At 45.1% G+C, this 25,698-nt stretch carries 23 protein-coding genes; 17 read left to right on the top strand and 6 right to left on the bottom strand.

The features are described 5' to 3' along the window. Window positions 1–45 precede the first annotated feature (45 nt). A complete protein-coding gene (locus tag GJS45_RS08945; protein WP_162341132.1) occupies window positions 46–282 on the top strand; it encodes an acyl carrier protein in 237 nt (78 codons plus the stop codon). Window positions 283–595: 313 nt separating this feature from the next. Then, window positions 596–2,065 carry a Gfo/Idh/MocA family protein gene (locus GJS45_RS08940; protein ID WP_162341131.1) on the top strand — a complete coding sequence of 490 codons (1,470 nt, stop codon included), beginning with the start codon at window positions 596–598 and terminating at the stop codon, window positions 2,063–2,065. A gap of 53 nt (window positions 2,066–2,118) precedes the next feature. Here the strand turns inward: GJS45_RS08940 and GJS45_RS08935 are convergent, their stop codons facing one another. Beyond that, the gene (locus GJS45_RS08935) at window positions 2,119–2,532 is read right to left on the bottom strand and encodes a GNAT family N-acetyltransferase (protein WP_162341130.1); all 414 of its coding nucleotides are present in this window, start codon (window positions 2,530–2,532) and stop codon (window positions 2,119–2,121) included. Window positions 2,533–2,672: 140 nt separating this feature from the next. Here GJS45_RS08935 and GJS45_RS08930 point away from each other — a divergent pair, with 140 nt between their 5' ends. The 9 genes from GJS45_RS08930 (at window position 2,673) to GJS45_RS08890 (ending at window position 13,150) form a co-directional block, all read left to right on the top strand. Further along, a complete protein-coding gene (locus GJS45_RS08930; protein ID WP_162341129.1) occupies window positions 2,673–3,794 on the top strand; it encodes a Gfo/Idh/MocA family protein in 1,122 nt (373 codons plus the stop codon). Between the two features lie 302 nt (window positions 3,795–4,096). Then, window positions 4,097–5,128, top strand: a complete 1,032-nt coding sequence (locus GJS45_RS08925; RefSeq protein WP_162341204.1) for a quinone-dependent dihydroorotate dehydrogenase — start codon at window positions 4,097–4,099, stop codon at window positions 5,126–5,128. 75 nt (window positions 5,129–5,203) lie between these two features. Beyond that, window positions 5,204–7,654 (top strand): FtsK/SpoIIIE family DNA translocase, encoded by a 2,451-nt coding sequence (locus GJS45_RS08920; RefSeq protein ID WP_162341128.1) that lies wholly within the window; start codon window positions 5,204–5,206, stop codon window positions 7,652–7,654. 19 nt (window positions 7,655–7,673) lie between these two features. Then, complete coding sequence (locus tag GJS45_RS08915; RefSeq protein WP_162341127.1) at window positions 7,674–8,330, top strand: LolA family protein; 657 nt, start codon at window positions 7,674–7,676, stop codon at window positions 8,328–8,330. Window positions 8,331–8,379: 49 nt separating this feature from the next. Further along, window positions 8,380–9,198, top strand: coding sequence for an orotidine-5'-phosphate decarboxylase (pyrF, locus tag GJS45_RS08910; RefSeq protein ID WP_162341126.1), 819 nt, complete (start codon window positions 8,380–8,382; stop codon window positions 9,196–9,198). Window positions 9,199–9,268: 70 nt separating this feature from the next. Then, complete coding sequence (locus tag GJS45_RS08905) at window positions 9,269–10,570, top strand: DUF2851 family protein (RefSeq protein WP_162341125.1); 1,302 nt, start codon at window positions 9,269–9,271, stop codon at window positions 10,568–10,570. 55 nt (window positions 10,571–10,625) lie between these two features. Continuing rightward, entirely contained in the window at window positions 10,626–11,264 is a 639-nt protein-coding gene (locus tag GJS45_RS08900) for an acetyltransferase (protein ID WP_162341124.1), read from the top strand. Between the two features lie 61 nt (window positions 11,265–11,325). Beyond that, on the top strand, window positions 11,326–12,312 hold the full coding sequence (gene trhO / locus GJS45_RS08895; protein ID WP_162341123.1) for an oxygen-dependent tRNA uridine(34) hydroxylase TrhO: 987 nt from the start codon (window positions 11,326–11,328) through the stop codon (window positions 12,310–12,312). Beyond that, complete coding sequence (locus GJS45_RS08890) at window positions 12,293–13,150, top strand: nucleoside phosphorylase (protein ID WP_162341122.1); 858 nt, start codon at window positions 12,293–12,295, stop codon at window positions 13,148–13,150. The genes trhO and GJS45_RS08890 overlap by 20 nt, the downstream gene beginning before the upstream one ends. 89 nt (window positions 13,151–13,239) lie before the next feature. Here GJS45_RS08890 and GJS45_RS08885 read toward each other — a convergent pair whose 3' ends face one another. The 3 genes from GJS45_RS08885 to GJS45_RS08875 all read right to left on the bottom strand — a co-directional run bounded on the left by GJS45_RS08885 (window position 13,240) and on the right by GJS45_RS08875 (window position 16,041). Next, window positions 13,240–15,120, bottom strand: coding sequence for an ABC-F family ATP-binding cassette domain-containing protein (locus GJS45_RS08885; RefSeq protein ID WP_162341121.1), 1,881 nt, complete (start codon window positions 15,118–15,120; stop codon window positions 13,240–13,242). A gap of 287 nt (window positions 15,121–15,407) precedes the next feature. Continuing rightward, window positions 15,408–15,719 carry a hypothetical protein gene (locus GJS45_RS08880; protein WP_162341120.1) on the bottom strand — a complete coding sequence of 104 codons (312 nt, stop codon included), beginning with the start codon at window positions 15,717–15,719 and terminating at the stop codon, window positions 15,408–15,410. Window positions 15,720–15,849: 130 nt separating this feature from the next. Then, window positions 15,850–16,041, bottom strand: a complete 192-nt coding sequence (locus GJS45_RS08875) for a hypothetical protein (RefSeq protein WP_162341119.1) — start codon at window positions 16,039–16,041, stop codon at window positions 15,850–15,852. Between the two features lie 134 nt (window positions 16,042–16,175). Here GJS45_RS08875 and GJS45_RS08870 point away from each other — a divergent pair, with 134 nt between their 5' ends. The 5 genes from GJS45_RS08870 (at window position 16,176) to GJS45_RS08850 (ending at window position 21,833) form a co-directional block, all read left to right on the top strand. Beyond that, entirely contained in the window at window positions 16,176–17,621 is a 1,446-nt protein-coding gene (locus GJS45_RS08870; protein ID WP_162341118.1) for a BatD family protein, read from the top strand. Window positions 17,622–17,624: 3 nt separating this feature from the next. Beyond that, window positions 17,625–18,701, top strand: a complete 1,077-nt coding sequence (aroC, locus tag GJS45_RS08865) for a chorismate synthase (RefSeq protein WP_162341117.1) — start codon at window positions 17,625–17,627, stop codon at window positions 18,699–18,701. 22 nt (window positions 18,702–18,723) lie between these two features. Next, window positions 18,724–20,049 (top strand): dicarboxylate/amino acid:cation symporter, encoded by a 1,326-nt coding sequence (locus GJS45_RS08860; RefSeq protein WP_162341116.1) that lies wholly within the window; start codon window positions 18,724–18,726, stop codon window positions 20,047–20,049. A gap of 106 nt (window positions 20,050–20,155) precedes the next feature. Continuing rightward, complete coding sequence (locus GJS45_RS08855) at window positions 20,156–20,737, top strand: NifU family protein (RefSeq protein ID WP_162341115.1); 582 nt, start codon at window positions 20,156–20,158, stop codon at window positions 20,735–20,737. Window positions 20,738–20,756: 19 nt separating this feature from the next. Next, window positions 20,757–21,833: a DUF3810 domain-containing protein gene (locus GJS45_RS08850; RefSeq protein WP_162341114.1), complete on the top strand. Its 1,077-nt coding sequence runs from the start codon at window positions 20,757–20,759 to the stop codon at window positions 21,831–21,833. Between the two features lie 31 nt (window positions 21,834–21,864). Here GJS45_RS08850 and GJS45_RS08845 read toward each other — a convergent pair whose 3' ends face one another. Together GJS45_RS08845 and ade are read right to left on the bottom strand one after the other, a co-directional pair. After that, window positions 21,865–23,127, bottom strand: coding sequence for a sensor histidine kinase (locus GJS45_RS08845; protein WP_162341113.1), 1,263 nt, complete (start codon window positions 23,125–23,127; stop codon window positions 21,865–21,867). Between the two features lie 90 nt (window positions 23,128–23,217). Further along, complete coding sequence (ade, locus tag GJS45_RS08840; RefSeq protein ID WP_162341112.1) at window positions 23,218–24,864, bottom strand: adenine deaminase; 1,647 nt, start codon at window positions 24,862–24,864, stop codon at window positions 23,218–23,220. Window positions 24,865–25,019: 155 nt separating this feature from the next. On the opposite strand from ade, the gene cmk reads away from it, so the two are divergent. Then, window positions 25,020–25,697 (top strand): (d)CMP kinase, encoded by a 678-nt coding sequence (gene cmk / locus GJS45_RS08835; protein WP_162341111.1) that lies wholly within the window; start codon window positions 25,020–25,022, stop codon window positions 25,695–25,697. Window position 25,698: the final 1 nt, after the last annotated feature.

Below are 25,698 nucleotides of genomic sequence, written 5' to 3'. Positions count from 1 at the left end.
ACAGGATAATTCGTCTTCATTTTAAATTAATTCTCAGGGAAATTTATGAAAAATATCACAGCCATGCGTAAAGCAATTGGGGTGTTTCAATCTTATGGCATTCCACTCACAGGGAAAAAGAAAGCAGCCAATTTTTATTATGATTTAAGAATGGACAAAATTTTTGTTTCAGGCTTGATTTTCGAACTGGAATATGAACTAAAAAAAGAATTAGAGGATGACAAAATTGCCCGCATCCAAACCCCATCGGAATTGATTGATTCTTTGTTGCAGGCATCTTAATTAATAATTCGGATTTTTTCAATACTCTTATTAGGCTAACCTGGTGGCAAGGGGCATTTTTTTACCGATCCCTAAGCCCAGGCAATGGCAGTCGGATCTCCCTGTCATTAAATTCACCAAATACATTCTTATGTAAAGGATGCTTCCGTTTTTTTGGATTCGGGGCTCCTTTTAAAGTAGGCTGGATTGGTAAAAAGGAATGATATATTAGAGCAATTTTCTTTAAACCGGACCGCACTGTTTGATTCCAATAAGAATTTTCTTTTATTTATAAACAAACTTGTTTGAATTAAACATTAACAAAACCCAAATAATGAAACAAAGAAGGGAGTTTATTAAAAAATCGATTTTTGGTGCGGGTGGATTGACCATCGGTGCCATGGGCTTTAATGCAAAGTCTTACGGAGCAATAATAGGTGCCAATGAAAGGTTCCGGATAGCAGTTTGTGGGGTAAATGGACGGGGGAAGACCCATATCCGTGAATTCTCCGAGCACAAGGATTCGGAAATTGCTTACCTGGTGGACCCGGATAGTCGCGTACTGGGAGAGCGTGTTCAGTCCCTTCGAGATGGAGAGACAAAAAGTAACCGGGTAAAAGCCGAAACAGATGTCAGGCGGGTGTTGGAGGACAGTGAGATAGATGCCATCAGTGTGGCTACTCCCAATAATTGGCATTCCCTGATGGTGGTCTGGGCTGCGCAGGCGGGCAAACATTGCTATGTGGAAAAGCCTGCCAGCCATGATGTTCACGAAGGAAGAATTGCCCTGGCAGCAGCCGAAAAATACGGCATTGTCGTTCAACACGGAACGCAAAGACGAAGCAGTGATAACTGGGCAAAGCAAATTGGAGAAATTAAATCCGGCATGTATGGAAAAATGAAAGTTTCCCATGGATTTGCCTGTAAGCCCAGGGAGGGAATAGGCTACCGGCCGGTAACCAATCCACCTGATCACCTGGATTGGAACTTATGGAAAGGGCCTTCCATCATCGATGGTTACCATGAAAACCTGGTTCACTATAATTGGCATTGGTTTTGGCAAGTGGGAAATGGAGAATTGAATAACCAGGGAACGCATCAATTGGATGTAGCCTACTGGGCGCTGGATGATGAAGTCGCCAATACCCACCCAAAAAGAGTAATGGCTATTGGCGGGCGTTTTAAGTGGGATGATCAGGGAGAGACACCCAATACCATGTTTGCACTGGCCGAATTTGCCAACGGGCAGTACGTTTTCTTTAATGTTAGAAATGTCGACCACGAGGGCTACCAACGAGAGGTAACTAACCGGTTTTATTTTGAAGATGGAGGTAGGTTGATGGAAGGTGGAGAGTACACCTCTCATCAGGGCAGTCAACCCAGAAATGTCAACGCAAGCCCCGTAAAAATTACCCCTGGTGGTGCATTCGGCAGTTTTATTGCCGCTTGCAAAGCGAACGATCCCATGATGGCCAATGGGAATATGTACGATGCACATTACAGTTGTACCATGGGGCACCTGATGAACATTTCCTACCGACTGGGTAAAAAAGTTCCCTTTAATGCCAAGGCAGGAAGGTTTGGAGATAACCCGCTGGCGTTTGAAGAATTTATGAAAATCCATGAAATAGCCAGAGATGGTATGGGCGTTCCAATAGACCAGGCTGAATACGTGGTAGGTCCATGGCTGGAATTCGACGGAGAGGCTGAGCATTTTGTGGGAGAAGGATCGCTGGAAGCCAATCGCCTCTTGTACGACCCGCGAAGAGCAGAATTTGACTTGCCTTCTCCCGGCTCCGTGTAAACTCCAAACGGCCACCTTTAGCAAGGTAGGATACCAGTAGTGGGGATTTCCGATCAGGTGACCTTAGTCAGGTCATCCAAAAAGTAGCAATGGGGATGCCGGCTCATGCCGATTTTAGGGTAATATTCCACTGCTTTAGGAGCGGATAAGAGAATTAACTTAGCCAGGGGATAGGCCGCTTTGGTCTTCAAGATCAATGTTTTGCCTATCCCCTGTTTTTGGAAGTCCCGATGAACAGCCAGATCCGATAAATAGGTGCAGAAGGCTTGGTCTGTTAGTGACCTGGCGACTCCAACCAGCAGTCCGTCCTTTCTAGCAGTGAGGGTCAGATTGGCATGCCGTAGCATGATTTCCAGTCTTTTTATGTCTGCCACCGGTCTTCTTTCTCCCAAAGTGGAAGCAATAAGCACTTCCTGGAATTCATAGACAGACAGATGGTTTTCTTGCTGGTACTTAATTTTTTCCACCGTTTTCGAATAGATTACCTTATTTTTCCTTTTACAGAACAAAGGTAAGCCTATTTTTATGTTCTATATATCGGAAAAAACCAATATCTTGCATTTGACGTAATTCAGAACCATCGACGATAACCAAAAACCAAAGGACCATGAAGAGTAGACGAAACTTTTTACAAAAACTAACCCTTTCTGCAGTTTCCTTACCGCTGATACCCCGGTTTAATTCCATCTCCTTCTCCGGCTGGCAAAAAAGTGCTTCTCAGGATACCATGCTGCGTGTCGCTATTATGGGACTTGGGAGTTATGGAACCAGGGTAGCAGAAGCCATGCAGGACAGTAAAAAGGCAAAATTGGTCGGTGTCATCAGTGGGACCCCCTCAAAAATTTCAGACTGGCAGAAAAAGTACGACATCCCGCCCAAAAACTGCTATAACTACGAAAATTTTGATGCGATTAAGGACAATCCGGACATTGATGCCGTGTACATCATTACTCCTAATGCGCTTCATCATCCCCAGACCTTGCGCGTGGCAGCAGCAGGGAAACACGTCATTTGTGAAAAGCCAATGGCCCTCAATGCGGAACAGGGCAGAGAGATGGTGGAAGCTTGCAAGCAGGCAGGCGTTAAACTTTTGGTGGGTTACCGCATGCATTTTGAAGCCAATACCCTAGAGGTTATCCGCATGAGAGAAGCAGGAGAATTTGGAGAAATCAAATTTTTTCAGGGCCTGAGTGGGTTTAAAATCGGCGATCCTAGCCAATGGCGCCTAAATAAGGAACTCGCAGGAGGGGGAGCCATGATGGATATCGGTATTTATTCTATCAATGGTGCCCGATACATGATAGGAAAAGAGCCCATCTGGGTAACTGCTCAGGAGACCAAAACGGATCCGGTAAAATTCAAAGAAGGAGTGGATGAAACGATATTATTTCAGTTTGGATTTCCGGAAGGAATTGTGGCCTCCTGTCTTTCCACTTATAGTATGGGAAACCTGGATCGGTTTTTTCTTAACGGCACCCAGGGTTTTGCCGAGATGCAGCCTTCTACGGGATACGGTCCTATAAAGGGGAAAACACATAAAGGTCCATTGGAAAACCCCCATATCACCCATCAGACGGTACAAATGGACCGCATGGCAGAAATCATACTGGAAGGGGACACCGCAAAAGTGCCTGTAGATGGCGAGGAAGGCCTGAAAGATCTAATCATCATAGATACTATTTACAAAGCAGTAGCCTCGGGTAGAAAGGAGCTTATCGATCTGAGTTAAATTAGTACTCAGGCAACTCGATTTTATATGGTCCTATTTTTTAGCGAACATAGCTTGTCCCGTACCCACGGAGGGCATTGCCTTTCCTGATCCTTATTGGGGGACATCTCGCATGGTAGAATATTCATTCCACTATGTCCTGCTTGCCGTATGCTTGATTTCTTCCATCTGTCTCCTAAATCAGATGGGCAAGAATAAATGGAATGTAGGGAAGGAACGTATTTGCCCGTACTTTGTGAATCGAATAGCAGGGGATGTCGGAGAATTGGTTTAATTTTGGGCTTAGAAAAATGATTGCCGACGTGTATAAGTATTTAATTAAGCCTATTTTATTCCTTCAAGACGCTGAGTCAGCGCATCATTTCACCTTTTCCTGGATCAAAAGGCTGTTTAATTTGCCCTTATTGCATTCCCTGATTAAATCAGCTTTTGCTTTTGAGCACCGGGATTTGGAAAGGGAGGTTTTTGGATTGAAGTTCAGCAATCCCATTGGCCTGGCGGCTGGTTTTGATAAGGATGCAAAGCTAATAGACGAGATGGCCATGCTTGGTTTTGGTTTTATAGAAATCGGCACGCTCACTCCCAGGGCTCAGGGCGGTAATCCCAAACCCCGACTTTTCAGACTTCCCGAAGACCAGGCCCTGATCAATAGAATGGGGTTTAACAATGGGGGAGTGGCGGCTGCCGTGGAACGGCTTAAAAAGCGGAATGCCAAAATGCTGGTGGGCGGAAATATTGGTAAGAATAAGGATACCCCGAACGATAAAGCCCTGGACGATTATTTATATTGCATTCATGTCTTGCATCCCTATGTTGACTATTTTGTAGTAAATGTAAGTTCGCCAAATACCCCTGGGTTAAGGGAATTGCAAGACAAGGAGCCGCTTCAGCGCTTGTTAACGGCAGTGAAAAAGACCATGGAGAGTTACCCAAAGACCAGACCGGTGTTGCTCAAAATTGCCCCGGATCTTTCCGATGGACAATTGGATGATATCATTGCTATCGTTAGGGAAACCGGAATCGATGGGGTGGTGGCCACCAATACAACCATTGAAAGGGACGGGTTGAAAACCTCTCCGGAAGCGGTAGCGGCCATTGGAGCAGGGGGTCTTAGTGGTAAGGTATTAAAGGATAGGAGCACGGAGGTAATCCGGTACCTGGCTCAAAAATCCGGTAATGCTTTTCCGATTATTGGGGTTGGAGGCATTTTTTCTGTTTCGGATGCCAGGGAAAAACTGGAAGCCGGGGCCAGTCTGGTGCAAATTTACTCTGGAATGATTTATGAGGGGCCAGCCTTGGTGAAGCGATTGAAAAAGGGTTTGATCAAGGGTTGAGGGAGCTAGCAATTCTTTTTTATTTCTAATGCAAGCGTTAAATTACATCCCGAATAGTGGAGGAAAGGAATAACCATGACTGCAAATACGTACAAAAAAAATACGTTTAAGAAAAAATCAGGTCCCGTAAAAGGAGCAGAAAAGCCAACGCGCACCCTTACATGGGCTGTTTTTAAGGATAAACGCTGGGGTTTATCATTTGGCATTTTTTTTATGATGTTTGCCATTTTCATGTTTTTGGCATTTTTAAGTTACCTTTTTGCAGGACAGGCCGATCAAAGTCTGGTGAGTGATTCGGGCGTACCTTTACGAACAAAAGGTGGGGAGACCCAAAATCTTCTGGGATACAGTGGTGCGGTGATGTCGCATTACATGATTTTCAGATGGTTTGGGCTGGCTGCTTTGCTTTTCCCTCCCTTTCTGTTTTTATGGGGCTATCGCCTATCGTTTAAAAATAGCCTGATCTCCTTGAGTCGGTACGCTTTTTTCTCCTTGTTTTTTCTGGTGTGGCTGGGATTGTTATTAGGGTACCTGGTCCATTTAATTGATGGATTTAATTACCTCGCATTCCTAAGTGGGGGTTTGGGATACGAATTGGCGCTGATTGCGGACGAATTACTGGGTTGGGGAACGTTCATTCTTATTTTCGGTTCGCTCTTAATATTTGTCATTGTGTTTTTTAACGTAGAGAAAATCAGCTGGTTTGGAGATCCTGAAACGGGCACCGCTGCCGGGGGAGAAGATGAAAAAGCAGCTCATCCCTTGCAGGATCCGGTTCCTGAAAACACAGCGGTCGCGGAGGATTTGGATTTCTCAGAAGAAGAAGAAGAATCAGAGAATAGCTGGAAATTATCTGATAGAGAAAAGCCAGCTCCTCAAAAGGCCGGTTCTGAATCACCTGCATTCAATGTGGAGGATCGAACTCAAATGACCGAATCGGAGGAGGAAGAAGCTGCTGATAACTTTTTTGTAGCCGCCCAACACGAGGAAGAAAAAACGGCCGATACCGTCGTGAACTCTGATCCCTACGACCCTACGCTGGACCTTCCCAGCTATCAATTTCCCACGCTGGACTTGCTGAATGAATACGATCAGCAAAAAGTTACGGTCACCAGGCAGGAGTTGGAGGAGAATAAAAATAAGATTGTAGAAACCCTTGTTAATTTCAAAATCGGGATTCAGGAAATTAAGGCCACCATTGGACCTACTGTCACGTTGTACGAGATCATTCCGGATCCAGGGGTAAAAATCAGCAAGATCAAGAATCTGGAGGATGACATCGCCCTGAGTCTGGCCGCTTTGGGCATCCGAATCATCGCTCCCATTCCGGGAAAAGGCACCATAGGGATTGAGGTACCGAATAAAAACCGAGAATTAGTGGCCGCACGGTCGGTATTGGGTACGGAAAAATTCATGAAGAGCGATAAGGACCTGCCGGTGGCCCTTGGAAAAACCATTTCAAATGAGGTTTTCGTTGTGGATTTAGCCAAGATGCCCCATTTACTGATGGCAGGAGCCACAGGCCAGGGAAAATCGGTAGGATTAAACATGATTCTTGCCTCCCTGATTTACAAGAAGCACCCTTCACAGCTAAAGTTGATTCTGGTAGATCCGAAAAAGGTAGAATTAACCCTTTTTAATAAAATAGAAAGGCACTTTCTGGCAAAGCTTCCCAACGCCGAGGAAGCCATAATCACAGATACAAAAAAGGTGATTTATACCTTAAATTCGCTTTGCATTGAAATGGACAATCGGTACGATTTGTTGAAGGATGCAGGTTGCAGAAATTTGAAGGAGTATAATACCAAGTTTGTTGCCCGGAAATTGAACCCTGAAAAGGGGCATCAATTTATGCCCTATATTGTTTTGGTGATCGACGAATTGGCAGATTTGATGATGACAGCAGGAAAGGAAATAGAAGGTCCCATTGCCAGGCTTGCCCAATTGGCCAGAGCCATTGGGATTCACCTGGTGCTGGCGACGCAGCGACCTTCCGTTAATGTAATTACCGGCATTATTAAGGCTAATTTTCCCGCCAGGTTGTCGTTCAGGGTTACCAGCAAGATCGACAGCCGCACCATTCTGGATGCAGGGGGTGCCGAGCAGTTAATTGGCATGGGAGACATGTTGTTATCCATGGGTTCGGATGTGATCAGGCTACAGTGTGCGTTTCTGGATACCCCGGAAGTGGATTCAATATGCGAATGGATTGGTGATCAGCGGGGCTATCCGGATGCGTATTTACTCCCGGAATTCGTGGGCGAAGAAGGAGATAGTGGTTTGGGAGAAGTAGACCTTGCGGACAGAGACCCATTATTTGACGATGCCGCCCGGTTGATCGTTATGCACCAGCAGGGAAGTACTTCGTTGATCCAGCGGAAATTGAAACTAGGTTATAACCGGGCAGGAAGGATCATTGATCAGCTCGAAGCGGCTGGTGTGGTAGGAGCATTTGAAGGGAGCAAAGCCAGAGAGGTATTGGTACAGGATGAAAACAGTTTGGAACAATTATTGAATAACCTTTAGAACAGATTGTAAAAGAAAAATGACAAGCAAAAACAAAATCGCCTTAAGTCTTGCTTTCCTTTTGAGTTTTCAAATCGCAGTTGGGCAGAATGACCCCAAAGCGGTAGAGATTTTATCAGAAGTAAGTGAAAATTACCAAAAGCTGAACGGGTTTTCGGCTACCTTTGAATATGCTTACGCTACCGAAGATGAAGGTTTGATACAAACCAATACGGGAGAGGTAACCGTCAAGGGTGAAAAATACCGGCTTACGCTCAATGACCAGGAAATTTTTAATAATGGGAATACCGTATGGACCCTCATCAAATCCAGCAAGTATAAGGAGGTAACCATTAATAACGTGGAGGAAGATACAGAGGAACTGACCCCTTCCAACATTTATACGATTTATCAAAAGGGATATCAGGCTGAGTTAGTCGGAAGTGATCAGAAGAATGGAGTGGCTGTTCATGAAATTCTACTTACTGCCGAAAAGAAATCATCTCAATTTGAGAAAATCACGCTTTTTATTGACAAGTCCAAGCTGGATCTCGTTGCCTGGGAAATCCAAGATGACGTAGGAGGCACGTTTACGTATTCGTTTAAAGATTTGGACAGCAATGTCAATGTTATGGACGATTATTTCGTATTTAATACCCAAGAAAATCAGGATGTTGAAGTCATCGACCTGAGGTAAGGTAGGTATACATTGGCACTACTGTGCTTATTTTTTCTATTTTTGTGGCATGACATCAGGGGAAATATACGCGGAAATTCAAAAAAAGCAGTCGTTTCTTTGTGTTGGGTTGGACCCAGTCCTGGAAAAAATCCCCGACCACCTTCTCAAGGAGCAAGATCCGATTTTTGCCTTTAACAAGGCGATCATTGATGCCACCATCGATCAGGCTGTCGCCTACAAGCCTAATTTGGCCTTTTACGAAGCCCTGGGCCCCGGAGGATGGGAGACGTTGCAGAAAACCCTGGACTATTTGCCCGCCGAAGTCTTTACCATTGCCGATGCCAAAAGAGGGGATATTGGAAATACTTCTACCTTGTATGCCAGGGCCTTTTTCGAAAAAATGAATTTTGATGCCATTACAGTAGCCCCTTACATGGGTGAGGATAGTGTGAGTCCTTTTTTGAAATTTGAAGGGAAATGGGTGATTTTACTGGCACTGACCTCCAATCGGGGGAGTCATGATTTTCAATTGATAGAGGACAAGGACGGAACGCCTTTATTTGCATCGGTATTGGAAAAAAGTAAATCCTGGGGGACAACACAGAATACCATGTATGTGGTGGGGGCTACCCGGGGCCCGGCGATTCAATCGGTACGGGAAATCATCCCGGAACATTTTTTACTGGTACCCGGAGTGGGGGCGCAGGGGGGAAGCCTGGAAGAAGTTGCCCGGTATGGTATGAATGCGAGTTGCGGATTGTTGGTGAATTCTTCTCGTGGAATAATTTATGCCTCATCCGGGAGGGATTTTGCCGAGGCTGCCATGAAGGAAGCCCAGTCGCTTCAAACCTCCATGGAAAAGCTACTAAATCAATACTGCGGCTGATATTTGCGCAGGTATTTTCTCAAAAAACGGATTTTTTTGTATATTCATAGGGATTTTCATTCCCTTTTTTATGATTCGTTTTCAGGAGGATTTTCTTCAGATGGTCTGGAAGTACCAGTATTTTGACAAAAAAGGACTGGAGACCAGCAATGGGTTGCCCCTGTCGGTTTACAAAATCGGATTTCATAACCAGCACGAAGGTCCGGACTTTAAAGAAGCCGAAATCCTGATCGCTGGGATCAAGCATTTTGGTCATGTAGAAATTCACCTACGTTCCTCCGATTGGAAGTCCCATCAACATCAAAAGGACCCGGCTTACAATAGCGTGGTTTTGCATGTGGTATGGGAGGACGACGAACCCGTCACCCGGGCGGATGGCACCACGCTTCCTACCTTATCGCTTCAGGGCAAGATTCCTTTGGACGTGATAAAGAACTACGAGAAACTGTTGTTTTCGCCAAAAAAACTTTTGTGCACGGATGCATTGGCCGGAGTTCCTGGAATATTAAAATTCTCCACGCTGGAAAAGGCATTGGTGGAGCGTTTACAGGGAAAAAGTCAACAGGTCTTATCCTTGTTAGAAGAAAATCAGCAAGATTGGGAAGAGACGGCTTATCAGTGGTTGTTTTATTCTTTTGGTTTTAAGACCAATGCCAAACCCATGCTGAAGGTAGCCAAAAGTCTTCCGTACAATTTGCTCAAAAAAAGTGCAGGTAACCTGTTGCAGGTGGAAGCCCTGATATACGGGCAGGCTGCTATGATGCAGCCTTCCTTAGATTTGAGTCCCGGGTATGAGCAACGGTTGGCAGCAGAGTACAGTTACTTGCAGCGGAAGTACGGTTTGAAAAGGGAATTGTTCGGATCGGAGTGGAAATTCATGAAAGTCAGGCCGGGAAACTTCCCTTCCTTTCGCTTGTCCCAGCTGGCCGCCCTATTGAATTCCAGTCCGAATTTATTTTCAAACGTTCTCTATCGGCTCCAGGATGTGTCCTCATTTCGGAAGGTTTTTGAGATGACGGTGAGTCCGTATTGGCAGCAACACTATCACTTTGGAAAGCCCATGAAATCGAAAACCAGCGGCAAACTAACGGAGGGTCTGTTGAATTTACTGGCCATCAACTTCGTGGTACCGCTTTGGTATGCCTATGGGCAATACTCGGACTTGGGGCTTTGGCAGGAAAAATGCTTTAATTTTCTTCAGGAAATCCCGGCAGAGAAAAACAGTTTGATTGCTATTTTTTCAGGGGCTGGCTGGGAGCCATTGCAGGCCTTTGACAGCCAGGGGATGCTGGGCTTGTATCATGGCTATTGTTCCAAAAGGAAGTGCCTTTCCTGCAAAATTGGCCAAAACATACTCCGAGGCAATAAATGAGTATCTTTGCACGGGACAGGAATTTCCGTTAATTTTGCGGTTCAAAAAAAGAATCATGGAGAAACCCATTATTATATTTGGCGCCAAGGGCATCGCTCATCCCGCACTTGAAATTTTCAACAGCCATGATCTGGTAGTGTATGGTTTTCTGGATGAGGACGAAAGCCTTCACAAAAAGGAAATAAACAATGTGGCGATTTTGGGAAACCCGGAAGACGACGGGTTTTTAAAATTGATCGGTAAAAAATGTGAAGCGTTCGTGGCGGTGGATGATGCCCGGTACAGAGCCTCTTTGGTAAAAATGCTCAATGAGAAGCGAAAGGTACAACCCGTCAACGCTTTGCACCGCCTTTCCTATATTTCAACAGATGCGGCGATAGGCCATGGAAACTTTATCAATGCAAAGGTTAGCATCGGTGCAGGTGCCAGCATTGGAAATCACTGCATTCTCCATACCAACGCAACCATAGAGCATCAGGCTAAAATAGGGGACTTCGTGCAAATAGGTGCCGGGGCGGTGGTAAATTCAGGAACGACGATTGGTAATGGGGTTTTCCTGGGATCCGGAGTGACGGTGGTAGCAGGGGTTACCATTGGGAAAAATGCTCGGGTCGGTGCCGGTTCCGTCGTAATTGGAGACGTGGAGGCCAATCAGACCGTTTTTGGCAATCCGGCGCAAGTAGTTGAAAAATAAATACTAGCAGTTTATATTTGGCGTATTAAAATAACACCCTGTCGGAAACAGGGCTTGAGTTATGGAATATCGAATTTTACTTTATTATTGCTATGCTCCAATCGAGGATTTGGAAGCATATAGGGATGAACATCATTTGTTCTGCGTCGAAAATAATATCCGGGGGAGAATTATAGTCTCTCCGGAAGGGCTCAATGGCACGGTTTCCGGGCTAAAGGAAGATTGTGACAAGTACATGGCCTATGTCACCTCCGATCCGAGATTTGCTGACACTGAATTCAAAGTAGACAAACACCAGGAGCATGCCTTCGCAAAAATAAACGTGCGGGCAAAAGAGGAAATTGTCCATTCAGGACTGAAACATATCAATCCCCGGATGAAAACCGGAAAACACCTGGAACCTTCTGAATTCAAGTCTCTTAAGGATGAAGAGGACGTGGTTATTTTGGATGTTCGCTCCAACTACGAACACGAGTTGGGTCATTTTAAAAATGCCATCAGGCTGGATATCGATAATTTTCGTGATTTCCCGGAAAAAGTCAAGGAGCTGGAGCATCTGAAAGACAAAAAGGTATTGACCTACTGTACCGGTGGCATCAAATGTGAAAAGGCTTCTGCCTTTTTACTGGAACAAGGATTTCAGGATGTTTACCAGCTTCATGGTGGTATCATCAAGTACGGATTGGAAGCAGGTGGAGCAGATTTTGAAGGCAAGTGTTATGTCTTTGACAATCGACTTGCAGTAGAAGTAAATTCCGTCAATCCGAAAATTATTTCGAAGTGTTTTGTCTGTGGTACCGATTCGGATCGCATGGTTAACTGCGCCAATCCCGATTGTAATGTTCACGTACCCATTTGTGAATCTTGCGGCTGGGAAATGGAAGGGGCCTGTTCGGATACCTGTAAAGCACATCCCAGGAAAAGAGCCTATAATGGCACCGGTTACTATCAGAAAAACACAAACGGATACAACCCCTACAAGGGGCTTTACCAAAAGCCCAATGTGGACAAAATAAAAACGGCGCTGCATGGTAAAACCTCTGCCTGAGTCGGATTTTATTCTCAATCCGGATGGCAGTATCTACCATCTGAATTTGAAACCTGGTGAGGTGGCAGAGACGGTGATTGCCGTAGGCGACCCCGACAGGGTTCAGGAGATTTCCAGACACTTTGATAAGGTAGAGCTGAGGGTCCGCAAAAGGGAATTTGTAACTCATACCGGATGGTACCATGGAAAAAGGATCAGTGTGATCAGCACCGGGATGGGTACGGATAACGTGGAGATTTTTATGACCGAATTGGACGCTTTGTTCAATATCGATTTCAGCACCAGGCTTCCGAAAAACACACTTACCCGCCTCACTATTATCCGTGTAGGCACTTCAGGTGGCATGCAAGGGAGTCTTCCAGCGGGAAGCCTGCTGGCTTCTTCCTTCGCGCTGGGATTGGACACCTTGATGGCATTTTACCAACTCCCGCAGAGCGGGGAAGAACGCAGTATTTCCCAGCTGGTGAAGGAGCGATTGAATTTGCCTTTTTTGCCCTACTGCGTGCGGGGATCGGAAAGTTTATTAGAAAGGTTTACGGATCTTCCCCAGGGGATTACGGTCACCTGCCCTGGATTTTATGGGCCACAGGGAAGAGCGGTAAGGCTTAATCCCCAAATTCCGGAAATGATCTCCACCTTGAGCGAACTAGAAGTAAATCCCGGAGTTTTTTCAAATTTTGAAATGGAGACCGCCGGCTATTATGCCATGGGCAGACTTTTGGGGCATGACATGCTCAGTCTTAATGCCATCGTGGCCAATCGCATAAGCAACCGTTTTTCAGAAGCTCCCGAGCAGGTGGTGGAAAAACTTATTGCCATTGTTTTGGAAAAAATGTAAGCATTGGTGGGATTTTACCCTTTCCGGTAATTTTTTCTATTCGGAGATTTTTGGAGGTAATATTGAAGAGGGATTTAATAACAGTAATTTCATCCTATTCCATCCAACTCGCTTAATTCGAGCCAGCGCATTTCCAGTGCTTCAGCCTTCTTATCGATTTGTTCTATTTCCTGAGACCAGTCGGTCAGCAGTTGGTGATCATCTGTACCTCTAGCCATTTTATCTACCAGTGTTTTTTTCTGGGAGTGGAGCTTCTTTAAATCCGATTCTATGGATTCGAATTCCTTTTTGTCTTTGTAGCTTGCTTTGTTGGAGCTGCTGGCGGGAGCTTCGGTGGCTTTCGCTGCTTTTGTCGCCTCTTTTTTGCTGGGGGCTGCCTTTTTTACCTTTAAGCTCTCCCTGTAATCGGTGTAGTTTCCAGGAAAATCGCTTATTTTTCCCTGTCCTTCGAAGACAAACAGGTGGTCTACCAGTCGATCCATAAAATACCTGTCGTGAGAAACGATGACCAGACATCCCGGAAAATTTTCCAGAAAATCCTCCAGCGTATTGAGCGTGACAATGTCCAGATCATTGGTCGGCTCATCCAGAATCAGAAAATTGGGGCTTTTCACCAGCACCATTAGCAACTGAAGCCGCCGTCTTTCCCCACCGCTGAGTTTGGATATGGGAGTGTGCTGCTGTTTTGGCGGAAAACCAAATTGGTTGAGAAATTGGCTGATCGTGATGGTACTTCCCCCAGCCACGGTGACCACTTCGGCAACTTCTTTTACGCAATCTAAGAGTCGCTTTTCCTCGTCAAAGCTGTTCTCCTCCTGCCTGTAATAGCCAAAGGCGGTGGTTTGTCCGATCGTAACTTCGCCTTTATCCGGGGTATTCATACCCGTCAGCATATTCAGGAAGGTGGTCTTGCCAGCTCCATTGGGGCCAACGATGCCAATTTTATCTCCCTTTTTGAAAATGTAGCTGAAGTCATCGACTAGTGTCAGATCTCCATATGATTTATGGATTTTCTCAAGTTCCACTATTTTTTTACCCAGCCTTCGGGAAGTAACTTCCAGGCTAATATCCCGCTCTTCCGAGGGGCGAAAGGCTTTGTCTTTGGTTTCTTCAAAGGCATCCACCCGGTATTTAGCCTTGGTCCCTCTAGCTTTGGGTTGGCGCCGGATCCAATCCAGTTCTTTTTTATACAGACTTTTTGCCTTCTCCTGTTCGGTGGCCTGGTTGGCTTTTCTTTCTGCTTTTTTCTCTAGAAAATAGCCGTAGTTTCCGGCATAGCGGTAGAGATTGCCTTGCTCCAGTTCTAAAATTTGATTGGTAACCCGGTCGAGGAAGTACCGGTCGTGGGTAACCATCAGCAAGGAAAGATTGGACTTGGACAGGTATTCTTCCAGCCATTCGATGGTTTCAAGGTCCAGGTGATTGGTAGGTTCATCCAGTAGTAGCAGGTCCGGAAAATTCAATATGGCTCGCGCTAGTGCTACGCGTTTTCTTTGCCCTCCGCTAAGTGCTGAAACGGGGATGTCCGTATCGTGCAGCCCTAATTTGCCCAGTACCTCGTTGATTTGGTATTCGAAGTCCCAGGCTTGCAGGCGATCCATTTTCTCCAGCATGGGCTGGAGTTTCCCCTGTCCGTCGTTCTCAGCATCCAAAAGCACTTTTTGGTATTCCTGAATTACTTGGATGATCTCGTTATCCGGATCGTCAAACACCGTCTGATAAATGGTTTTATCTCCAGAGAAAACGGGATTTTGGTGTACATAAGCTATCTTGGCCTCCTGATTTATCACTACTTGCCCCTCATCCGGAATATCCTCTCCCATGATTATTTTCATCAAGGTGGATTTCCCCGCCCCATTTATGCCAACCAGCGCCGTCTTTTGACCGCGTTCCAGACCAAAGGAAATGCGGGTGAATAAAACCCGCTCGCCAAATGATTTACTTAAATTTTCTACTGAAAGGTAATTCATAGTGTAAAATTACAACCGTATTTTTGATTATTCAATTGCTGAGAATGGGAGGGTTTGAAGGGGCACCGAAATTAGGGAATAAGGGCATTTAATTTCGCTACCAAATTCGTTTGTATTCTTGTACCAAAAAGCCAATGGCAGGAAACTATTCAGATCTATTTCGTCTGTCGAAACCGAAACTCTTTTTTCTTGTTTATTGAGGGAGCTTTTTTGGGGGCAGCATGGTTTCCGTTTCCAGAGGAGCAATTATAAAGTAAACGCTGGTCTTTTTGATCCGGGAACGGGAATTACTTTAAAAATTCATTGATGGCCTTTACAAGGGATCGAATGCTTTGTTTGAAATGAGCCAGGGATTCATCCAGAAAAGGCTGGGCGTTTCCTTTTTTTCCTTGGTATTTTTCTTCAAACGATGCTTTTTTTTCGTTGAGTTCCTTTTCCAGTTTTTCCTTTTTTCCGCGGAGTTCCTGGATTTTTTTCTCAATTTCTTCGCTCGCCTCTCCGGTAGCCTTGGTTCCTTTTTCTATCAAAATCTCGATTTTGCTTCCAACTTCTTGGAGCATTTTTTCGATTTCATCAAATCCTGAACGTTTCCTTTCCATGGTATTTTTGTTAATAATTCAAAAGTAGCCAAATTTCTGCACAAAGCAGAGGAAAAATGCCTCTAGAAATAAACTTGACCCATTCGGCAAAAATAAAGCCCCAATGCTATTGGGGCTGATAGAGGTTGGATTAACCGGCCAATTTTATAAAATACTTGTTTAAAATCGGCTCGTATAGTTTGGAAAATGTCTTGTAACACCATTTCCTGAACTCTTCCAGCTCGGCTGGAACCAATAGATTCAGGCCCTTTCGCAACTCTTTCTCGAAGAGTTTGCTGTCAAAACTTACCTTTAATAAAATAGTTTTAACATATTCCATCATGGTTCATGTTATTTTAATTAGGTTTGGCAAAAAGATTGATTTATTTACGGTATACGGTTTAAAATTAGATTTGTTACGTATAAAATATACTTGTTTATTTGCAGTTATAATTATAAGCACCACAAGCATCTTCTATGTCCTTAACGATTAACCGCGTTCTTTTCGTATCCCTTGCGCTCCTTTTTTCATTAATGGCCGGGGCGCAAGATATCCGCATAGAATTGGGAGAAAGTGAAGTCGCACTGAATGAAACCTTTACCATTAAAGTAACGGTTTCCGGCGAAAAAATCCGATCCTATGATCAATTGCCCGACATTTCGGGATTCCAGAAGCAGGGTGTGTCGCAAAGTTCGTCCATGAACATTGTAAACGGACAAATGAGCAGCACGAATAGTATTATCCAATATTATAAGCCCCTTCGGAAGGGACAATTTACCTTACCAAATTTCACCTTAACCGTGAATGAAGAAAGTGTTTCCTCTCCAGGAAAGACCATTACCGTAGTGGATGCCCGCGCCAGTGCCCGAAATAACCGCGCGCTGGATCCTTTTGATGATCTCTTCGGAGGCAATAACTCTGAGGAGCCGGAGTATGTGGAGGTTGAAGACGATGCTTTCTTCTCCCTTTCTGTCGACAAAGAAGAGGTTTACGTAGGAGAAGGGTTCAATGTAAGTTTGGCATTTTACATGTCAGAAAGCAATCAGGCACCCTTTAATTTTCACGAACCAGGAAAGCAGCTAGAGCGGATCATCAATGAAATTAAGCCTGGAAATGCCTGGGAAGAAAATTTTAATATTACCAGTATTCAGCCTGAAAGGGTGGAGTTTGGAGGTAAACAGTGGACCAAATACAAAGTGTATGAAGCCAGTTTTTTTCCGTTTAACGCCGGGTCGGTGGACTTTCCCTCTGTGGGCTGGGAGATGATCAAATACCGCATAGCCAAAAACCCGAGCTTTTTTGGCAGCAATCGCTTGCAGGATTTCAAAACCTTCTATTCTCAACCCAGGTCCATTCAGGTAAATGCGCTGCCCCCGCATCCCTTAAAAAATGAAGTGAGTGTTGGTAATTATCGATTGAGGGAAAGTTTTGAGGAAAAGGAGGTACAGACAGGAGAAGGTTTTACCTATGATTTTACCATTATAGGAGAGGGAAATATCAGCTCCATTCGTCCGCCTCGGCTCAAACGTAGGCAAAAGCTGAATACGTTCGACCCCAATGAGCAGGTACAAATAAACCGGGGCAGAGGAAAGGTAACCGGAATGAAGGAGTTTGGCTATTTTATTACCTTAAATGAGCAGGAGGAAGTAGCGCTGAAAGATCACTTTGAGTGGATTTATTTTAATCCGCAGTTGGCCCAATACGATACCTTGGTGCCCCAGTCAATAGTCCGGGTAACCGGGGAGAGCAAGATTAATCAGGCCATATCCTCTTCCCGTCTGGGAGGATTATACGATCTGATCGAAGTAGAAGACAATAAGCTTTTAAACCAGGGATATAAATATTATTTTTCCGCACTGATAAATGGCTTGCTGTTGCTGGCAGTTGTTTTATTGGGGTTTTTAATGTTTAAGAAAAAATAATTCATGCGCAATACATTTGGTAATGTTTTCACCATCACCACCTTCGGGGAGTCACACGGAAAAGGGTTGGGAGTGATTATTGATGGCTGTCCGGCTGGAATATCCGTAGATGAAGCGTTCATTCGACAGGAGTTGCAGCGAAGAAAGCCTGGGCAATCAAAAATCACCACTCAGAGAAAGGAGGAAGACGGGTTTGAAATCCTGTCAGGAGTGTTTGAAGGAAAAAGCACGGGTACGCCCATTGCCATCGTCATCTATAATACCGACCAGAAAAGCAAGGATTATTCCCACATTTCGGATAAGTTCAGGCCTTCCCATGCAGATTTTACCTACCACGAAAAATTTGGTGTCCGGGATTACCGGGGGGGAGGAAGAAGCAGTGCCAGGGAGACGGCCGCGAGAGTAGCCGCAGGGGCCATCGCGAAATTAATGCTGCGGGAATTTGGGGTTTCTATCAATGCTTATGTGAGTCAGGCAGGGCACGAGCGGTTGGAAAAAACGTACGAGGAACTGGACTTTACCCAGACAGAATCAAACATAGTGCGGTGTCCGGATGCTGAGGCTGCCGAGCGAATGATTCATCTAATCGATGAAACCAGAAAAAACAGGGATACCATAGGCGGGGTGGTGAGTTGTGTCGCCCAGGGAGTTCCTGTAGGACTTGGAGAACCTGTTTTTGATCGGTTGCATGCCGCCTTGGGGCATGCCATGCTAAGTATAAATGCTGTCAAAGGTTTCGAATACGGAAGTGGCTTCGAGGGCGTGAGCATGAAAGGATCCGAACACAATGATGCCTTTTACAAGGAAGGTGATAAAATAAAAACCAGGACCAACCATTCCGGCGGCATTCAGGGAGGAATATCCAATGGGGAAGCCATTTATTTCAGAGTAGCCTTTAAGCCGGTAGCGACCATCATGCAGGATCAGGAGAGCATTGATACACAGGGTGATCCTGCTGTTGTTTCCGGAAAAGGGCGTCACGACCCTTGCGTAGTCCCACGCGCTGTGCCCATTGTGGAAGCCATGTGCGCGATGGTCCTGGCCGATTACCTGTTATTGAATCGCTCAAGCAAACTATAACCACTTCAACCACTAACCAAACATGAAAAAAAAAATACCCCTTCACACCCAGATCATCATCGGATTGGTTTTGGGTCTTATCGTAGGTTTAGCCGTCGTACAACTTGGCATATCTCCGGATTTTACCCTTAATTACATCAAGCCTGTAGGTACCATCTTTATCAACGGGCTTAAGATGATTGCCGTACCCTTGGTGCTTGCCTCACTGATTGTAGGTGTTTCCAATCTGGGGGATATTTCCAAACTGAGTAGAATTGGTGGAAAAACCATTCTGACCTATATTTTTACCACGGCACTATCTGTATCCGTAGGGTTGCTAATTGTGAATATTTTTAGCCCCGGAAAAAGCTTGCCGGTGGAGACCCGGGACAACCTGATGAGCCTCTATACTGAAACGGCGGATACTAAATCCATGCAGGCCGAAGAACTCAAGCAGCAAAGTCCTTTACAGCCATTGGTGGACATGGTGCCGGAAAACGTTTTTCAAGCAACTACCGAAAATGCGAGCATGCTGCAGGTGGTGTTTTTTGCCATTATCGTAGGCATTGCCCTGATTCAAATACCCAAAAGTAAAGCCGAGCCGGTCATCGCCTTTTTTGATGGGTTGAATGATGTAATTATCAAAATCGTAGGATTTATCATGATTTTAGCGCCCTATGGGGTATTTGCGCTCATGGCTTCGCTGATTGTGGAAATCACAGGCGACAATCCGAGTTCCGCCCTGGAGTTGTTGCTCGCTTTGCTAAAATACAGTTTGGTCGTTTTGGGAGGCTTGGCATTTATGACATTGGTAACGTATCCGTTGATATTGAAATCATTTACCAAAGTCAGGTACCAGGACTTTTTCAAGGCCATTCGGCCAGCCCAGTTATTGGCCTTCACGACTAGTTCCAGCTCCGCTACCCTTCCTGTGACCATGAAACAGGTAGAAGAAGAAATAGGCGTTTCGGAAGAAGTAAGCAGCTTCGTCTTGCCGTTGGGAGCCACCATCAATATGGATGGGACCAGTTTGTATCAGGGCGTGGCCGCTGTTTTTATTGCCCAGGCGTTGGGGATGGATCTGAGCTTGAGTCAGCAATTATTAATAGTGATGACCGCTACCCTGGCTTCCATAGGAACTGCGGGAGTACCAGGGGCAGGGATCATCATGTTGATCATTGTCCTGGAATCAATCGGCGTTCCTGCAGCGGGAATTGCCTTGATTTTGGCACCGGACCGGATTCTGGACATGTTCCGGACCATTGTGAATGTGACGGGGGATGCCATGGTTTGTACCGTGGTGGCATCTACCGAGGGCGAACTGCCGGAGGGACTAATCCGAAAGTCTAATCCACTTACAGCCTCTTGAGTAGATTTTTCATAAACGAATTGCCAATTTACCGAACCATCATTCCATTCCGGGCGTTTTACAGTTGCTTAGAAATGAAATATTTAATACTAAAATAATAAATGCCATGCTGGAAGCACAAAAAAAACCTGTTCATCTTTATTTAGAGGCTAATCCAAATCCCAACTCCTTAAAATTTGTCGTGAATTTCATGCTTGTTGAGGACGGAGTTAGTTTTGATTTTCCGGATGAACCTAGTGCTGAAAAGTCTCCTCTCGCTAAGGAATTATTCAATTTTGCCGCTGTAGAACGGGTGTTTATTGCTGCCAACTTTGTCACCGTGACCAAGAAAAGCGACATTCTTTGGGAAAACATTCAGGATCATATCCGCAATCAAATCAAGGGATTTTTGGAGACCGGGCAGTCGGTTATTGCCAGAGACCTGGATGTGGACCCACTATTTGATGAGAATGATAGCGAGACCGTCAAGAAAATCAAAGGAATTCTAGATGAATATATTCGGCCCGCCGTAGAACAAGACGGGGGAGCCATTGTGTTTCACAGTTTCCAAGACGGGATTGTCAAGGTGCTGCTTCAGGGAGCTTGTTCCGGTTGTCCTTCCAGTACGGTTACCTTGAAGGCGGGTATAGAGAATCTTTTGACCGGCATGTTGCCTGACGTGAAGGCTGTAGAAGCGGAAGGGATCTAAGGTTTTTCACATCCGGTAGATGGTCTTTGGAAAGTGGATTGGTGGTATTTTAGGATTCCTGGCTATTTTGTTACGGTTGCTTTCCGAAGCATTTCCGCAGTTTACGGAACGCTGGTACGCCAATGGCCTATTTCCCCTTATTCGGGGAATATTGGACAATTCCTTAGGAAAACTACCTTTCCCAGCTGTTTACCTCGTTGCCGGTGGCCTCCTGCCGGTGGTGTTTTTTTTTGGTAGAGAGTTGATGCTAAAAAATAAAGGTAGTAGAAAGAAGGCCTTTTTTATTTTCAGAGGCCTGCTTAACTTCTGTGGCTGGACGGTTTTTTTGTTTTTATTTCTTTGGGGGTTTAATTATTACCGGCTGCCACTTTACAGGCACCTGGGGCTTCGTCCGGAGCCGTTGGCCAGCGATCAGTTGCTGGAAGAAATGCAGTTTACGGAAGCGAATTTGTTGGCACTGCGGGAGGAACTGCAACCGGATTCCCTGCCACTGCTGTATTTGCGAGACGTTGAAGCACTGGAAAACCAACTTAGAGAAGAGATGCAGGAAACCCTGGAGAAGATCAGGTACTCCTGGTTTGGAAGTCCTTCCGTGAAGCCTTTATACCCGGCTGGAACCTTGAGACGAATGGGGATTTTTGGAATTTACTTTCCGTTTACCGGCGAAGGATACCTGGACCCCAGCTTGCATCCCCTGGAAAAAACCTTTACCCTGGCACATGAACTTGCCCATGGTTTCGGAATTACCGATGAAGGAGAAGCCAACTTTATGGGCTGGCTGGTCTGTGCCAGCAGCGAAGACTCCTATTTGCGCTACATAGGGGCGCTTAAACTTTTCCGGTACCAGCTAAACGATTTGTACCGAATGAATCCGGAATCCTACCAACAATTCGTTAGTCAACTTCCCATTGCAATCCGGCAGGATATTCGGGAGATTCAACAGAGCAATCTGGAGATAAGGCCTTATTTTCTTGAATTGAGCAGGAAATCGAATGATTTTTACCTCAAATCTCAAGGGGTAAAGGCAGGCATTAGAAGTTATGCTCAGCTTCCCATGCTCGCCAGGGCCTGGAGATTAGGGCAAGTCGATTTATGAAGCACTTTTTAAAGTGGAAAACGCCCTGTTTTTAGGTAGAAGCTGAATCCAGCCCATTGGGTATGGTCAAGGTGAAGTTGGATCCGCTTCCCTCTTTGCTGACTACCTCCAGGCTCCCTCCTAATCTCTTTGCATTTTGGAAGCAAAGGTGCAAGCCCATTCCTGTTCCTTTTTCTTGCTCAGTGCCGTAAGTGGACTTGATATCCTGTTCAAATATTTTTCTGAGGCGTTCCTGAGAAATTCCAATACCATTATCCTGTATGGAAATAATGATTAAGGCTTTTTGGCCAGTAATGTCGATGCTTACCTGGCCCCCAGTAGCAGTAAATTTAATGGCATTCTGGACCAGATTTCTGAGAATCAATAGCAATCGGTCCGTTTCTATTTTTACCGTCGGATTTTTGCGGTAATGAACGGCTAGCGAAATGGATTTTTGTTTGGCGATTACCTTGAGGATTTCCAATGTGTCCTCAAAGAGGTCCTTTAGTCTTATTTCCTTTACCCGGACCGCTTTATTTTTTAATTCAAAAGAGGACCAATCCAATATATTTTCCATCATGTTGTAAGTCCGGGTCGTTATTTTAAGCAGTTCTTCGTGTAAAAAATCCATTTCTTCTGGCGGTAAATCTCCCTTATTGATGAGTTCCAATGTCTGCATAATGGATTGAAGCGGATTTTTTAAGTCATGGGAAATGATCGTAATGATTTTATCCTTTTGAGAACTGGTTTTACTTAGGCTGCGGTTGATTCGGACCAATTCATTGCTTTTTACTTTGACCTTGTTTTTTTGAGTTTTGTAAAACCGTTTCAACGTGGCTACCAGAAATCCAATTCCAGCCAGGCAGGCGATATAGGTGATGGCATGATCAATAAAAATCAGTCCGTTGCTATCGTATAATCTGGGGATCCACTGCGTGTGGAAGGTACCAACATAATACAGCAGCAAGAAGAACAAGCCATTAATCAAACTCCAGAAAAGATAGGACCGGATGGGAGAAATACTGAGGATAATGAGGTGGCATAACATGAAAATATAGAAAGTGGGACCATCAATGCCGTCATTATTGAAAAAGTTAATGGTCAATATGGGATAGGTAAGCCCGCCGAATAGATAGTAGGCATATTTAAACTGGTTTCGTTCTCGAAGCAGGTAATAGCAAACCGCCAGTCCAAGGATAACAATAAACGAAATTCCGATTAAAAACCAATTGCCAATAATCGCATTAAAGGCCATCATGGCCAGCATAAAAATGAAGACGATGACCAAGGTGGAATTAAAAATCTGCTTTTCCATGACCGGGCTATTTTCCCAATAAAAAAAATGGGCGGCCCGGGGTTTTATTTTATTCCAAAAGCTCACAGTAGGGTTGTCATTTTAAAATTTTCAAGGCTGCTGATTATCAAATATTGGAATGAATTCAAACGTTTCACCATCAAAAAGTCCTTTGTCACTCAACTTGATAGATGGGATTACCAATAGGGCCATAAAGCTCAAGGTCATAAAAGGGGATTGTAGACGGGACCCCATTGTCTTTACCATTTTATCCAGACGGGTATAATGCCTGGCTACCTCAAAGGCATCTGCCTTACTCATCAGTCCCCCCACTTCTAATGGCAGCACTTCCTCTATCGGACCATTAACTGCCGCAAGGCCTCCCTTGCAGCGAATAACCAGATTGGCTGCTCTACTCATGTCCTCGTCGCTAACGCCAACGACAATAAGGTTATGGGAATCATGTGCCACCGAAGAAGCGAAGGCTCCTTTTTTCAGCCCAAAACCATTTATGAGTGCCACTTGTGGGATGCTGTTTTTTTCATACCGGTTGATCACTGCGATTTTCAGGATATCCTCTTCGGTATTGCTGATTACTTTTCCGGAGGCTTCCGGCACGGTCACTCTTATTTTATGGGTAGTCAATTGCTTGTCCAGTGCTTTGATAACGGTGGCGGTTCCTCCCTGGTGTTTTAATTCAAATGATGCCTTGTCAAGAACATCAGCCTTGAAGCGGTTTACTTCCTGGCAATCCTGGTGGGGGATTCTTGTCTTCCCCTCTCTGGCCATTAATTGGCCGTTGATGTGGGTTTCAACCACCTGAAAGGTGTCAAGATCTTCCACCAGTATAAAATCTGCAGGATCGCCCACTTTAAGCAGTCCCACCGGGAGTCCGTAATGGCGTACGGGCGTGATGCAAGCGGCACGGAGTACGTCAAAAAGATCTTTACCTCTGGAAACTGCCCTGACGACCAACTGATTGATGTGCCCTTCGAGTAAGCTGTCGGGATGTTTGTCGTCCGAGCAAAACATGAGGTGTTCCGGAAATTCATCCATCAGGTCAATCAACGCATCGAAGTTTCTGGCGGCGCTTCCTTCACGAATGGCCACCTTCATGCCGTTTCGAATCCGGTCTCTTCCTTCTTCAAATGTAGTGCACTCGTGATCGGTGGTAATTCCGGCGGCAGCGTATTTGGCGGCATTTTCGCCTGTAAGCCCCGGGGCATGTCCATCTACGGGCTTTCCATACTGCTGGGCAAGATGAATCTTTTCCATTACTTGCGGATCCTCCTTCAATACGCCGGGCCAATTCATCATTTCTGCCAGGTAGAGGATATTCCCTTGCTGAAAGAGCTGTTCAATTTGTTTGGGAGAAATGGCATCTCCGGCAGTTTCAAAGGTAGTGGCAGGCACGCAGGAAGGAGCTCCAAAGAAAAATTTAAACCCCGTTTTTTCCCCGTTGGCGATCATGAAGGAAATGCCCTCTATGCCGCAAACGTTGGCAATTTCATGGGGATCAGAGACAGTGGCAACGGTGCCATGGATCACGGCAAGTCGGGCAAAAGACGCAGGGACCAGCAAAGAGGATTCAATATGGACATGGGCATCAATAAAACCGGGAAGCAGGTAGTGGGGAGGTGCCGTAGGTAGGCGATCAACAGCCTGGATACGGCCATTGTTCACCTCAATCTTTGCGGGATATATTTCTCTCTTTTCAATATCCACCAATTGCCCCTTCAGGCTGTAAGCTGTCGTCATTCCGCTGTTAAAAGTTTAAATAGTACTATTTCTGTTGGTTTGTACGCCAGAATGGAATAAAAAACCAATACAAATAAGGTCTACTGCCCAGAATAGTCATAAATATACTATATTTGCATTTGAAAAGGAAAGCAGGTACCATTCATTTTTTATTAATGAAAAAAATCATCATTGCCATTGACGGATATTCCGGTTGTGGGAAGAGTACCACAGCAAAGGCGGTGGCTAAAGCGTTGCGCTATACGTATTTGGATTCCGGTGCTATGTACAGGGCGGTTACCCTTTATTTTTTAGAAAATCAAATTGATCCTTCCGAGCCAGAGGAAATTGATCGAAGCCTCCGGGAAATGGAAATTGAATTCCGACATAATGAGGCCGATGGAACCCAACAAGTTTATCTGAATGGAGTTAATGTAGAGAGGGAGGCACGAGGAATGGAAGTTTCGGCCAAAGTGAGTGAGATTAGCAAGATTCCCCAGGTAAGGGCTGCTTTAGTAGAAAAGCAACGAAAGTTGGGAAGTAATAAAGGCATTGTGATGGATGGCAGGGATATTGGTACCGTTGTTTTCCCGGATGCGGAGTTGAAAATATTTATGAAAGCCGATACTATAATTCGGGCGGAGCGAAGGCAGCGTGAGTTATTGGAAAAGGGGCAGCGGGTAAGCTTGGATAAGGTGCAGCAAAATCTGGAATCAAGAGATGAGCAAGACAGCGGAAGGGCGATAAGTCCCTTAAAAAAAGCAGAAGATGCCGTGGAGTTGGATACGAGTTATTTGGATTTTAACGAGCAGGTCTTGAGCATACTGGAATTGGCAAAGGAGAGAATGGATTAAG

Origin of the sequence: Cyclobacterium salsum (assembly GCF_010119245.1) — a bacterium.
GTDB classification, from domain to species: Bacteria; Bacteroidota; Bacteroidia; order Cytophagales; family Cyclobacteriaceae; genus Cyclobacterium; species Cyclobacterium salsum.
This window is presented reverse-complemented; position numbering and strand designations above follow the sequence as displayed.

Excerpts from the sequence above, each read along its gene's own strand:
- GJS45_RS08945 (WP_162341132.1), top strand. The coding sequence starts at position 46 with ATGAAAAATATCACAGCCATGCGTAAAGCAATTGGGGTGTTTCAATCT.
- GJS45_RS08940 (WP_162341131.1), top strand. The coding sequence starts at position 596 with ATGAAACAAAGAAGGGAGTTTATTAAAAAATCGATTTTTGGTGCGGGT.
- GJS45_RS08930 (WP_162341129.1), top strand. The coding sequence starts at position 2,673 with ATGAAGAGTAGACGAAACTTTTTACAAAAACTAACCCTTTCTGCAGTT.
- GJS45_RS08920 (WP_162341128.1), top strand. The coding sequence starts at position 5,204 with ATGACTGCAAATACGTACAAAAAAAATACGTTTAAGAAAAAATCAGGT.
- GJS45_RS08915 (WP_162341127.1), top strand. The coding sequence starts at position 7,674 with ATGACAAGCAAAAACAAAATCGCCTTAAGTCTTGCTTTCCTTTTGAGT.
- pyrF (WP_162341126.1), top strand. The coding sequence starts at position 8,380 with ATGACATCAGGGGAAATATACGCGGAAATTCAAAAAAAGCAGTCGTTT.
- GJS45_RS08905 (WP_162341125.1), top strand. The coding sequence starts at position 9,269 with ATGATTCGTTTTCAGGAGGATTTTCTTCAGATGGTCTGGAAGTACCAG.
- GJS45_RS08900 (WP_162341124.1), top strand. The coding sequence starts at position 10,626 with ATGGAGAAACCCATTATTATATTTGGCGCCAAGGGCATCGCTCATCCC.
- trhO (WP_162341123.1), top strand. The coding sequence starts at position 11,326 with ATGGAATATCGAATTTTACTTTATTATTGCTATGCTCCAATCGAGGAT.
- GJS45_RS08890 (WP_162341122.1), top strand. The coding sequence starts at position 12,293 with ATGGTAAAACCTCTGCCTGAGTCGGATTTTATTCTCAATCCGGATGGC.
- GJS45_RS08885 (WP_162341121.1), bottom strand. The coding sequence starts at position 15,120 with ATGAATTACCTTTCAGTAGAAAATTTAAGTAAATCATTTGGCGAGCGG.
- GJS45_RS08880 (WP_162341120.1), bottom strand. The coding sequence starts at position 15,719 with ATGGAAAGGAAACGTTCAGGATTTGATGAAATCGAAAAAATGCTCCAA.
- GJS45_RS08875 (WP_162341119.1), bottom strand. The coding sequence starts at position 16,041 with ATGATGGAATATGTTAAAACTATTTTATTAAAGGTAAGTTTTGACAGC.
- GJS45_RS08870 (WP_162341118.1), top strand. The coding sequence starts at position 16,176 with ATGTCCTTAACGATTAACCGCGTTCTTTTCGTATCCCTTGCGCTCCTT.
- aroC (WP_162341117.1), top strand. The coding sequence starts at position 17,625 with ATGCGCAATACATTTGGTAATGTTTTCACCATCACCACCTTCGGGGAG.
- GJS45_RS08860 (WP_162341116.1), top strand. The coding sequence starts at position 18,724 with ATGAAAAAAAAAATACCCCTTCACACCCAGATCATCATCGGATTGGTT.
- GJS45_RS08855 (WP_162341115.1), top strand. The coding sequence starts at position 20,156 with ATGCTGGAAGCACAAAAAAAACCTGTTCATCTTTATTTAGAGGCTAAT.
- GJS45_RS08850 (WP_162341114.1), top strand. The coding sequence starts at position 20,757 with ATGGTCTTTGGAAAGTGGATTGGTGGTATTTTAGGATTCCTGGCTATT.
- GJS45_RS08845 (WP_162341113.1), bottom strand. The coding sequence starts at position 23,127 with ATGGAAAAGCAGATTTTTAATTCCACCTTGGTCATCGTCTTCATTTTT.
- ade (WP_162341112.1), bottom strand. The coding sequence starts at position 24,864 with ATGACGACAGCTTACAGCCTGAAGGGGCAATTGGTGGATATTGAAAAG.
- cmk (WP_162341111.1), top strand. The coding sequence starts at position 25,020 with ATGAAAAAAATCATCATTGCCATTGACGGATATTCCGGTTGTGGGAAG.